The sequence below is a fragment of the Chryseotalea sp. genome, assembly GCF_057350905.1.
This window is the reverse complement of sequence record NZ_JBMRCF010000001.1, coordinates 132,477-144,959: the sequence shown is the minus strand read 5'-3', so window position 1 is coordinate 144,959 and position 12,483 is coordinate 132,477. Positions and strand designations below refer to the sequence as shown.

Below are 12,483 nucleotides of genomic sequence, written 5' to 3'. Positions count from 1 at the left end.
ATTAATTGGGTGTTATATATGTTTACCCTATCTATAATTGTGCGAATCCATCAAGAAAATTCGTTATTCAGCAAAAAAAGATTTGCCATTAATCACATTTAATAAATTATGACGATACACTACTATCATACATAAAACAAATATTATAAGTGGAAGTAACCAGTAAAACCATGTAAAGTTTTCAGGCTGCTTACTAATGACAAAGCTATTTACAGCTACAAAAAATAATGCAAGATATCCGATCGCGCCATCTCCTATATTTGGAAACCCAACTACGACAATTAAAGATAAGAATAGTAATACAGAATTAATCAATCCCCATTGCAACATGAAGCCTGCGCGAGTTCTGTAATGGATCAAGAGGGTACCCATAGGATTATATTGTGCTTGAAGCTGTTCAATTATTTCTTGTTTATTAATAAGTTGTTCAACATATGAATCCTCAATTTGATGAAGTTTAGAAAGCTGACTTACTTTTTTCAAATCATCTAAAAACGCCCATAGCGGATATTCAATTTCTTTGGAATTGTTTGCTTTTTTCAATATACTTTCTGCTGTTTCCTTTAACAAAGGATGGATAATTGCCATCCTAAACTGCTCTGAATCAAAATAAAGCGACTGTAGCTCAAAGTTAAAAATTGCTATGGCTGTTCTTTCTACTGATTTCTTTGATAAACTTGAGCCTAATAGAATTGTGTGCCCTTCTAATATTGTTTGGTGTTGAAATACATCTGAGCTTTCATTCTCCTTAAGAACTGTCTCAGTGAAAAGCCAACGTTGTTTTCCAATGATACTTACGATTGCAGATTTTTCAAGTTTGTATGGTGTAATGGGCCCGTCCAATGAATTATCTCCGCTTATTTCGATTTCTCCTTGGATCTTAAAAATACTAGAGTCAATTGCACTTCCAACAATTACAGTCTTACCATCTGAAAAGTCGCGTTCCTGATAGATCTCATGAAATCTTATTTGAGGATCCAGATTTGTTCGTTCTATCTTTATTTTTGGTTCTGTTTTCGAAACTACAAATTGCAACAGTGTTTGCTCATGAGAGATTACAGCTAGCACGTCAAAGTTTGTTTTACCCGCGTAACGAAATTTATCACTAAACCTTAACTTCGCTGCTTCGCTTAGAGTTTCTTGGAAAACGTCTTTGTACACCTTGAAGAAGTGCCTAGTTAGCCATTTAGCAATTTTGTCCGGATCAGTCTGAGGGGGAGGATTATTTGATTTCGTGATCACATTATTAGGATCTATTTTCTGAATTGTCTGCATACTGATGTTAGTGTCTTTAGGTTGACTAAATGCAATTGTCAGAGGTATTAAAACAAAGTACCATAAGAATTTCAATCGTAGAGTGAGGTTTGGCATACCAAGACGAGGATAAAATTATTTTCCAGGAAATATTTTAGCATCTGTAATGTAATTTGATTCTCCAATCTTTGTTTAGTGGGAGCTTCCGGTCAAAACTCAGATTAAAGCACTTTGAGCTTATCCTCCTTTGGTTTGTATTCTTCACCAACCAACTTTTAATTCCCGTAAACCACCGAGCTTTAAACAAGTTGAGAAATGTAGTCCCGGTAGGAATCGAACCTACATCTTGAGAATCGGAATCTCAAATACTATCCATTGTACTACGGAACCAGTTAATTTGATCTAATATGCCAGAAACTGCTTCAAAAATACTGCTTTTCGCTTACTTCAAATAAAAAAAATCGCAAACGCCATCGCTCCTCGTTTTTTATCTCCCAAAATCATCCTGAACCCGGACAATATCATTCTCATCTGAGGGTGCTGAGGCATCGGTATGCTGCCAGATTTCGGCTAATACCCCCCATTCTTTACGTCCGACCAAGCGGTGACGCTGGCCCTGCGCCAGGCGTATTTCATCGCCCGGATTTAAGATATGCTCTTCACTTTCTACATCGGTAAGGCTGGTAACCACGCCCACAACGCCCGCCACACTTCTCCAGATTTCTGCACGCCTGTGATGATATTGCCACGATAAACGCTTACCCGGCTCTACTACGAGTATCTTAGGGCTCAACTTACCACTTATGCGCAAAGAGGCTAGTGCTACATCAGGGAAAAATAACTTTGCAAAAAGTTCTGCCTGTGTTTCATCTAATACAAAGAAACCTCCCCAGGGCCGATTAAAATCATTAGCCACAATTTTCAGTTGCAACTTCAAAAGGTATGCATGTATCTCAGCAAACACCATTGATCGGTCTGTTGTTGTAAGTTTCAGGCTTTCCATCTTATAAAATTCTTCAAAGATAACTTGAAAACATGTAATCAAAATAAAAAAGTGCTACCGACTTACATCAGTAGCACTTTAAATTTTATTGTTTTGAATACCATGTCGTTTAGTTAAGCCTTTTTTTGGCCCTGCCTTTGCCGAAGCGGCTACGTGCAGGCAGGCTCACCTCGAGTCCTCTCCAAAGGAGAGGATGAATATGGAAGCTTAACTAAACGACATGGTATTTTGAATATCCTACTCTTTTATTCCGGCTAAATCTAAAATGAAGGCGTACTCCTGTGCCTGTTCTTCATAAACCCGGAAGCGTCCTGTTGTTCCGCCATGTCCGGTTTCCATATTGGTACGCAATAGCAAAGTATTATTATCAGTTTTCATTTCGCGTAACTTGGCTACCCATTTAGCCGGTTCCCAATACTGCACTTGTGAATCATGCAAACCTGTTGTCACCAGCATGTTAGGGTAGTCTTGTGGTTTCACCTGATCGTAAGGTGAATACTCTAACATATACATATAAGACTCAACATTATCTGGATTACCCCATTCATCAAACTCATTTGTTGTCAAAGGAATACTCTCGTCTAACATGGTATTGATCACATCTACAAAAGGCACTTCGGCTATCACACCTTTGTATAAGTCAGGACGCATGTTCACCACCGCACCCATCAATAAACCGCCTGCACTTCCTCCATTGGCAAACATCTTATCTGCACTTGAATATTTCTCAGCAATTAAGTGCTCCGTACAATCGATAAAATCTGTAAAAGTGTTTTTCTTTTTAAACATCTTGCCGTCTTCATACCACTGACGTCCCATTTCTTGCCCGCCACGGATGTGTGCAATGGCATACACAAAGCCACGATCCAATAGACTAAGACGTGTGCTGGAGAAAGTAGGGTCTGTGCTTGAGCCATACGATCCATATGCATAAATCAGGCAAGGGTTTGTACCGTCTTTCTTCAGGCCTTTCTTGTAAACCAGAGACATCGGTATTTGTGTTCCATCATCGGCAGTTGCCCATATCCGCTCGGTTGCATATTGTGAAGCGTCATAACCACCCTGTACTTCCTGTTGCTTTAACAATACACGATCCTTCGTTTTCATGTTATAATCATAGGTAGAGAAGGGTGTGGTCATGGAGGTATATCCATAGCGCAATAAGTCTGTATCAAAGTCGCGATTTACTGAGGAGTAAACCGTGTAAGCAGTTTCTCCAAAATTTAAATAATGTTTATTACCGGTTGGTTGGTGTATAATGCAAAGGTGTGTGCTTGCTTTAGCGCGCTCACTCAATACCAAGTAATCTTTAAATACATCTATGCCTTCCAATAAAGTATCCTGACGGTGTGCTACAGTTTCCTTCCAGTTCGGTTTCTCCGTTTTGTTTACAGGCGTTTCCATTAAACGGAAATTCAAGGCATTATCGTTAGTTACAATATAAAACTTGTCCTGATAATGATCGATAGAGTACTTATGGTTTGGCTCTCTTGGTGTAAATTCTTTAAACTTACCGTTAGGTGTATTGGCGTCAAGAATCTGGTTGCCATCGTTCATCGTACTGCTGGAGCTGATGATAATGTATTTCTTAGATTTTGTCTTGCCCACACCTATATAGTAGGAAGGATCCTTTTCTTCATATACCTCTACATCTTTGCTTGGATCAACACCCACGGTGTGACGCATAATCCAGCGTGAACGGAGTGTAACGGAGTCCTTACGCGTGTAAAAAAATGTTTTGTTGTCGTTTGCCCAAACTGCATAACCTTCTGTATTGGCTACAGGTGTATCTATAATTTTACCTGTGCGCAAATCTTTTACATAAACCGTATAACGCCTTCTGCTTACTGAATCTTCTGCATACACCAGCAAATTATTATCCTCACTTACAGTCAAACCGCTGATCTGGTAATAACTGTGACCCTTAGCCATCTCATTGACGTTAAGAAGTATTTCTTCTTTTGCCTCTAAGCTTCCCTTCTTGCGGCAATAGATAGGATACTCCTGCCCTTGCTCGTAGCGGCTATAATACCAATAACCATTACTCTTGTAAGGAACAGATTCGTCAGTCTGCTTGATGCGACCTACCATTTCATCGAAAAGTTTCTTTTGTAAGGCCTCGGTGTGCTTGGTTTTGGCTTTCAAATAATCATTCTCTGCAGTAAGGTAAGACAACACCTTTTGTGTCTGCTCATCTTTCTCAGTTGCGTTTTTCTGTTCATCACTCAGACGCATCCAGAAATAGTTGTCTACGCGGGTATGACCGTTAGAGGCTATTTCAAATGGTTTTTTCTCAGCAACCGGTGCCGGAATGTCGTCTGTCTTCTTTTCGCTTGTGCTGCAAGCAGTGGCGACAACTATCAGTGCCAGTGCAGCATACATTTCAATGGAAGGTAAATGCATATAAGGTTATTTTGCCACAATCTAAAAAGTAGAAGGGACAAGAGAAAGAAGAATTACATTAACGTTTCAGGTATAGGTAACCGTTTTTGGGCGAACGTCCGGAATTGAACTCTATTTTATAAAAATAAGTCCCTGTTGGCAGCTCTTTCCCCGAATTACTTAAACCTTTAAAGACTTTCTGATCGTTATCATAATCAGAAACACTAAAGACTTCATCTCCCCAACGGTTATAAATGGTGACTTTATTATTCATGGTCTCCGGAATGCTGTTGATATATTGAATGATAAATACATCGTTAAGATCATCTCCGTTTGGTGAAACAGCATTGTAAATCGCGACATCTCCTACTACCTCAATTTCCAGTGTCTGTTGCGTGCAGCTACCCAACAAATCACACACCTGAATAACGAGTATGTCTGTTCCCGTAAAACTGACATTTACATAATCTATTTGAAGACTACCATTTTCAATAGTCGCTAAAGCGCCACTGGCTGGCTGTGATATAATCTGGAGGGTAGTCAGATCCAGGTTATCATCCGGATCGGTAAGCAAAGCCAGTAAGTTAAATGTCAGTACACTGCCCACTTGCGTTGACAAAGGAGTAGTGTCAATTAAAGGTGGTTGATTATTGCAGTTTATCAACGTAGTCACTACTGGCTGCGAAGGTAGACTAGTACATGTATTAGCATCTGTAATGCTTACTGTAAACGACCCTGCTGTGCTTACATCAATGCTTTGTGTAGTTTCTCCAGTCGACCATACGTAAGCAATAGCCAAGGGAGCGGTTAATGTTATGTTCTCACCATTGCAAATTTCGCTGCTGCCTGATAGTTGAACGACTGGTTGCAAAGGCACAGGATTGATGGTAGCAGAAACCGGTGCCCGTGTACTTTCACAATTGCCGTTGCGAAGTGATACATAATAGATTGCATTGGAGGTGAGTGTGGGTGTTGTAAAGGTTGCACCTGTTTGTCCAGCCAATGCTGTTCCGCCCGTTTCGTTTTCATACCAGTTATAATTTCCATCCACACCTCCCGAAGCTGTCAATACTAATGATGAAGTTCCGCAAGCCGATGCATCTGTTGTAGTAGGCGCAGCGGGTGTATTGACTACAGCAGCCAATACCGCTATTCTGTTACTTTCGCAAGTACCATTGTTTACCGATACATAATAGACTACTGAACTGTTTAGCGTTGGTGTTGTAAAACTTTCATTGTTTTCGCCTGTTTGTGCACTTCCACCTGTTGGGGTTGTATACCATCTATACTGTCCGTTACTTGCCCCTGACGCTGTTAATACTAGTGAACCACTATCGCATACTGAAGCGCCCGTTGTGGTGGGAGCATCAGGCACATCCACTACAGTAGCCGTTACTGGGACTCTACTACTTTCGCAAACACCATCACTAATCACAGCATAGTAAGTTGCATTGTTTGTTAATGCCGGTATGGATAAGGTGCTGTTAAACGCGCCTGCGATAGCTGTTCCTCCACTCGCCATATCATACCATCTGTACTCACCATCCGCAGCACCTGAAGCTGTTAGTATGGCCACACTTCCTTCGCACGCTGTTACTCCATTTACAGTGGGTGATACAGGAACACCAACCACTTGTACTTGTTGCGTTTCACTATATGAACAAGATGATACCGCATCCACATAGGTATATTGAAGCAAATGCTGACCTACACCAGCCGTAGCAGAATTGAAAGAACCACTGGTAACACCTGCTCCAGTAAAAGTTCCGCCAACAGGCGTGGTTTGGGTTTGCAGGTTAGTTATTTCTCCTTCGCAATACAGTGTGGGAAACTGAAAGTCAAAGACTGGTTCTTCTGTAATCGTTAATGTTGTTCCTGTTGAGAATAATGCGCATCCCCCCGATGCACCAGTAATTCTGACCTGATAATTACCTGTTGTTTGTGCCTGATAGGTTGAAGTAGTGGCACCTGCTATAGCTTGTGAATCTCTAAACCATTGTAAGTTGTAGCCTGGTTGTGATGTGCTCAATGTAATGGGTGTTCCACAACTCGTCACTTGTCCGCCAACCACAGTAAAAGTGGGTTGAACAGAAGTAACTATTTGTAAATCCGCACCATTATTAGCACTCAATTCATTGGGGTTACTCGCACGTACACGCAGGCGATAACCCACACCTTCTGTTAAACTTGCAGGCAAAGTTGATGTAATAAAACCTGTGCTATTGGTTGTGCTTTGCGTTCCTAGTATAAGCGGAGAAGCAAAACTACCTGTAATGTCTGAGAGCTCGACTGACATAACATTGCCCGCACTTAACACACCAGTAAAAACATAAGGCACATCAACCTGTTGTGAGGGACAGAAAGTAATTGCATCAAAGCCACCAATAGCTAAACCACTTGCGGGAAGCGTTGTGAAAAATCCACGCAACGGTTCTGAAGTGTATACAGGTTGAAGACCACCATTATATTCAAAAATGGCAACATGATACGTAGTGCCAGGTGCAAGGTTAGTAATATTTACGGCAGTGTTGGCTCCACGTTGAATATGTCTGTGGTCGGGTGGCAAGACTGTGGCAGCAGTATAGTTTGTTGAAGCAGTTCCATGCGTTGTCAAATTAACTGGCGAGAAAGCTACAGGCTGGAAAGGTCTCAATACGATCATGCGTCCTTGTCCGCTTCCTGCCGTCCAACTCAAATTAATGGATGTGCTGCCTAAGGCGTTGTACAATAGTGAAAAGGTAGGGATCGTAGGTGTTGCAGATGTCTTTACCAACTGGTTTATATAGGAGGTGACGAGGTAACGTTCATTACCCGCAGCACCATCCAGCTCAAATACAGCCACCCCATACGTTGCGTTCGGTTCTAAACCACTTACTGTAATGAATCCCCCATTTGAAATTAGTGCAGTAACAAAATTACCTGTTCCTATTTGTGTACCAACACCAAAAGCTCCGGGAGTATAGGTGGTTAAATCAGCAGGTACAGCATTTACTAATCCGCCCTTTCGCAGAACAATAAGCCGCCTTGTTCCGTTGCCAACGAGAAAGCTAAGGGTAAACCTGTCACCATTTACATCTTGTACATTCAGATTTTCAGGAGCTTCTGAAGGGCGGGGTGCAGTTGTAAAAGATGCGCGACCTACTGAAGTAGTGAGGTACACTTTACCACCCGTAAGACCATTAAACTCAAATGAAGCAATATGATATGTGGTGCCCGGTTGCAAGTTGGTAATGGTAAGATTATCGCCAGGACCATCGAATACTACATAGTTACCGCCACCTAAATCCGATCCCGAAATAAAACTCGAACTAGAAGCATACTCTACTAGATTGGTCGGAACAGCATCTACTGCCGACCCTGCCTTAATAACAACTAAACGCCCAACACCATTTCCATTGGTCCACGATACATTCATTCTATTACCAGTAATTCCGGTTCCAAAAAAGCTTGAAGTAGCAAGTGTTGGACCTGATAGTGTAGATTGACTACTTGTTGCTACAATAGCAGGAAGCTGATAAAGGGCACTACTACCAGATCCGTTAAACTCAACCACTGCAAAATGATAAGTAGTGTTTGGCTGTAATCCTGTTATATTAAAAGATGATGTTGAACTAGTAGTTTGTGCTACCACAAAGTTATTGCCTCCAAGATTAGAACCGGTTCCAAAACTACCGGCCGAATACCCAGTGTTATCAAGTGGCCAGGCATCTACAGGGCTTCCCTGTTTAGCCACAATCATGCGCGAAAGCCCATTTCCCCGGTTAAAAAGTATGCCTACAGAATTACCTGAAATACTTGAGAAAGTAATATTAGTCGCTGGTATATCTGGACGATCTCCTACAGTTACTGTTGAGATAAGCGGATCTGAAGTACGGTACACCGGACCACTGGTTCCATTATATTCAACGATGGCAATATGGTATAAAGCGGGTGACATACCCGTGATGGTAACAGAAGAACCTGTGTTGTTATAAACAATTTGTGAAGTGCCCAACGAAGGACTTGATGGATAAGAGGAACTGGCAGAATAGGTGGATAGATTAACAGGAAAACTAGTAACTGCTTGTCCTTCTCTGATTAACACCATTCGTCTGTTTCCATTTCCATTTTGCCAATTGATCGTAACACCCGTAGCAGTGATATTGGAAAAGGAAATGTTACTTGCTTGTGTGGTGGGCTCAGTGAGTGTAATCTGATTTCCAGTAAGGGCTTCAGCGGGCGTTACATAAATACGTTCTGTACCCGTACCGTTGTACTCGATGATGGCAAAGTAATAGGTCTGCCCGATCGCTAACCCGGATATATTGGTGCCAGTATTCACGCCTAAATCACCATTATTTTGTATTACGTAGTTGCCACCTCCCAAGTGTGCAGAAGCAGTTCCAAAAATGGAACTTTCAGGATACGATGTAAAATCAGTTGGGAATACATCAACGGGAGAACCTTGCTTGGCGATAACCATCCTGCCAAAGCCATTCCCTGTTGCGTAATTAAGTGTCATAAAATTTCCCTGAATACCTGTGTATGTTAAGGTGGAAGGCAGTGCCGTTGGTTTTCCTTCTGTAGTGAAGGAACTGATCCCCGGGTCTGCTTGCTTGTACACCGGACTTGTAGTTCCGTTATATTCAAAAATGGCAAAATGATAAGTAGTGTTCGGCTGAAGTGTATTAATGTTAAAGGTTGTACCATTACCATCGTAAACTATTCTGGAAGTACCCAATATAGGAGCTGAAGGATAGCTTGAAGAGGACGAATAATCCACCAGGTTTACTGGCACATCCGTAACGGCTGAACCTGCTTTTGCCAACACTATTCTGCGAGTTCCATTTCCTGCGGTAAATGTAACTGTCGCTCTATGACCATTAATGGCTGTGAATATTGGATTACCAGAAGATGTGCTGGGAGGTGATAACGTGGAAACTGAACCTGTTAGTACTTGTGCTGGTGTGGTTAGGTAAACCGTGTTGGTGGCAGTACCGTTATATTCAAACACAGCAATGTGGTAAGTAGTGGCTGGCGTTAAGTTCAATATGTTTACAGACGAACTTGTGAAATCAGCTACGGCAAATGTATTGCCACCAAGATTATCACCTGAACCAAATGTTGTACTCACATTATAATCTACGCCATCCGTTGGTGTCCACACAACGGGAACATCTTGCCTCATAACTACGAGACGTCTTGATCCATTTCCTGCATTAAATGAAAAACCAGCACTGGCACCTTGTATACCCGAGGGTGTAAAACTTGTACTTCCTACTGTGGGTGCTCCTTGTGTAGTGAATGAGCCTGTAAGCATATTGGATAAATCATACACAGGTCCTGATGGGCCATTTGCTTCAACTACTTTATAAAAATAAGTGGTGTTAGGAGCAAGGTTAGTAACATTCACAACATTGGTCGAATTGAAGTGTACAACACGACCTGTGCCAATAGCCGAACCTGAGCCAAAGCTGGTGCTGGCCGAATAGTTAGTATAGTCTATTGGATTGTCAGGTGTTGCGCCTGTTTGCAAAATCACTAGCGAGCGAGTACCGTTACCTCTTGTCCATGTAAGAGAAGCTGAGTTACCTGTAGATGTGGCTATTAAATTGGTTGAGCCTACCGTTGGTGGTGTAAAAGTTGTGCCGCTTCCCGAAAGAAAATCAGCGACATTATAAACCGTATTGGTAATAGTACCATTAAACTCAAACAAACGAAAATAATAAGTGGTGCTGTGTACCAGCCCGGTAACCGTAACACTTGTGCCAGTGCCTTCATATACTACATAGTTATTTGTGCCCACAGGGTTGCCCAATCCAAATTGTACATTCTCGGTGTAGTCAACACCATTAGCTGGCAGTCCGCTACCGTTAAATGTCGGACTCTGGCTGGCCACCACCAATATCTGACTACCATTACCACGCGTCCAGTTGATGCGAAAGCGATTGCCATCAAGATTAGTAACAGAAAAAGCAGTAGCAGGTGCGGTGGGTGCACCTCCTGTAGTGAACGACCCTGTAAGTGTTGTAGTCAAATCATATATCGGGTAGCTTGAACCATTATTCTCAACTACCTTATAGAAATAAGTAGTGTTGGGCTGAAGGTTAGTAACGTTTACGGTATTACTAGAATTATTGTACACCACCCGACCGCTTCCTATGGCTGATCCTGATCCAAAACTTGTGCTGCCGGAATAGAGTGTGTAATCTACTGGGTTATCAGGAATGGAGCCTATTTGTAAAATTATCAAGGAGCGAGAACCGTTACCACGCGTCCAGGTGAGGGAAGCTGAGTTACCTGTTGGAGTAGCTACTAGAGCAGTTGAACCAACGGTGGGGGGAGACACTGTACTACCGCTACCCGATAACACACTGGATGTATTATAAAGTGTGCCAGTACCTGTTCCATTAAATTCAAAAATTCTAAAGTAATAAGTGGTACTGCTTGTCAAAGCTGTTACAGTAACACTACTTCCTGTACCCTCATATACAACAAAATTACCAGCACCTACAGGATCACCAGCACCCAGATCAGCATTTTCATTATAAGCAACGCCATCCACCGGTAAACCTGTACCGTTAAAAGTAGCGCTAAGGCTACCCACGACTAACACCTGTGCCCCATTACCTCTTGTCCAGTTTACACGCAAACGATTACCATCATTATTTGTAATAGAGAAGTTGGTAGCTCCTGTTGTTGGTGCCTGCGCAAAAATTAAATTGTTAGCAAAAATTAAAGCAAATAGAAAAATAATATTTGATAAACGCATAAAGGAGAATGGTTTAGGGGGTGTAAACAATTCATGACAAACATGTCATTTATATAATTAGAAGTTACTCAAGGAACGTTCATGAAAGGGAAGCACAGAAAGTAGAATACCCAAGCTGATCTCGTGTGTAGTTACATTACCTCCTACCGATTTATTTGTAGGCAACTCAAAAACATAACCAAAACGATATTGCTCTTTTAAAAGCGTTTGCACTAAAAGCCCGTAGGTATTAAAATTTCTGGTAAACAGACCTGCTGTATGGATAGCATTCAGGTTAACATTAAAGGCCAGGTCAATTGAAGCGGGTGCGCCCTTAACACCACGGAAAAGTATCGATGGCTTCAGCCGGATATTACTGCTCAAATAATGAACATAAGACCCTGCCAAATAATAATGCTGATTATACAATTCAAACTCCTGACCACCGTTCTCAAAGGTTGATGGCATCAGGCGTGGTACTGATATACCGATAAAATATTTCTCACTTTTTAAAATGGCACCTGCTCCAATATTTACACGACTGCCCTGTTCACCTCCTATAAAAGCATTATCACCGGGATCAAAAATATTCAATTCTGAAAAATCGGTTCTATAACTTTGAAAACCGGCTTGCATACCAAAGCTCAATACCTGTTCTTTAAATTCCAGTTTGTAGGAAACAGAAAAATTAGTTTCTGTGTTGGATATATTTCCGATTCTGTCCTGGATTAATAACATACCTACGCCCAGCTTATTATCCATCAATGATGTGTGAGCACTTGCGTTTAATGTCGTTGGTTTACCCTCAAGCCCTACCCATTGTGTTCTGTAACCCAGCATGGCATTTAAATTATTGTTTAAGCCTGCATATGCGGGATTAATCAATAAGGGGTTTAACATGTATTGTGAATAAAGAGGATCTTGTTGTGCGTGCAGACAATAACTTAACAACAACAAGCAGCAGGGGAGCAATTTCTTCATATACCAAAGATCGTAAGATTTGAGAGCGTGGGGCATCACATGATTATGCGATGTTTAAGAACGAAACCTATCAGAAATGGTTTTAAAGAATTAACTCAATTTAAGCTTTGCGCCCTACATTAGTTGGACTCGC

General features: G+C 41.6%; 5 protein-coding genes and 1 tRNA gene. All 6 read right to left on the bottom strand.

The window, feature by feature from the left end:
* Positions 1–63: 63 nt before the first annotated feature.
* Positions 64–1,275 (bottom strand): hypothetical protein, encoded by a 1,212-nt coding sequence (locus ACO1XM_RS00585; RefSeq protein ID WP_486225047.1) that lies wholly within the window; start codon positions 1,273–1,275, stop codon positions 64–66.
* A 297-nt stretch (positions 1,276–1,572) separates the two neighbouring features.
* Positions 1,573–1,644, bottom strand: a tRNA-Arg gene (locus ACO1XM_RS00580).
* 97 nt (positions 1,645–1,741) lie between these two features.
* Complete coding sequence (locus ACO1XM_RS00575; protein WP_486225045.1) at positions 1,742–2,257, bottom strand: cupin domain-containing protein; 516 nt, start codon at positions 2,255–2,257, stop codon at positions 1,742–1,744.
* Positions 2,258–2,494: 237 nt separating this feature from the next.
* Complete coding sequence (locus ACO1XM_RS00570) at positions 2,495–4,660, bottom strand: S9 family peptidase (protein ID WP_486225043.1); 2,166 nt, start codon at positions 4,658–4,660, stop codon at positions 2,495–2,497.
* Positions 4,661–4,718: 58 nt separating this feature from the next.
* Complete coding sequence (locus ACO1XM_RS00565) at positions 4,719–11,390, bottom strand: Ig-like domain-containing protein (RefSeq protein ID WP_486225041.1); 6,672 nt, start codon at positions 11,388–11,390, stop codon at positions 4,719–4,721.
* A gap of 57 nt (positions 11,391–11,447) precedes the next feature.
* Complete coding sequence (locus ACO1XM_RS00560; protein WP_486225039.1) at positions 11,448–12,350, bottom strand: PorP/SprF family type IX secretion system membrane protein; 903 nt, start codon at positions 12,348–12,350, stop codon at positions 11,448–11,450.
* Positions 12,351–12,483 lie beyond the last annotated feature (133 nt).

Coding starts and splice junctions, on each gene's coding strand:
- ACO1XM_RS00565 (WP_486225041.1), bottom strand. CDS start 11,390: ATGCGTTTATCAAATATTATTTTTCTATTTGCTTTAATTTTTGCTAAC.
- ACO1XM_RS00570 (WP_486225043.1), bottom strand. CDS start 4,660: ATGCATTTACCTTCCATTGAAATGTATGCTGCACTGGCACTGATAGTT.
- ACO1XM_RS00560 (WP_486225039.1), bottom strand. CDS start 12,350: ATGAAGAAATTGCTCCCCTGCTGCTTGTTGTTGTTAAGTTATTGTCTG.
- ACO1XM_RS00575 (WP_486225045.1), bottom strand. CDS start 2,257: ATGGAAAGCCTGAAACTTACAACAACAGACCGATCAATGGTGTTTGCT.
- ACO1XM_RS00585 (WP_486225047.1), bottom strand. CDS start 1,275: ATGCAGACAATTCAGAAAATAGATCCTAATAATGTGATCACGAAATCA.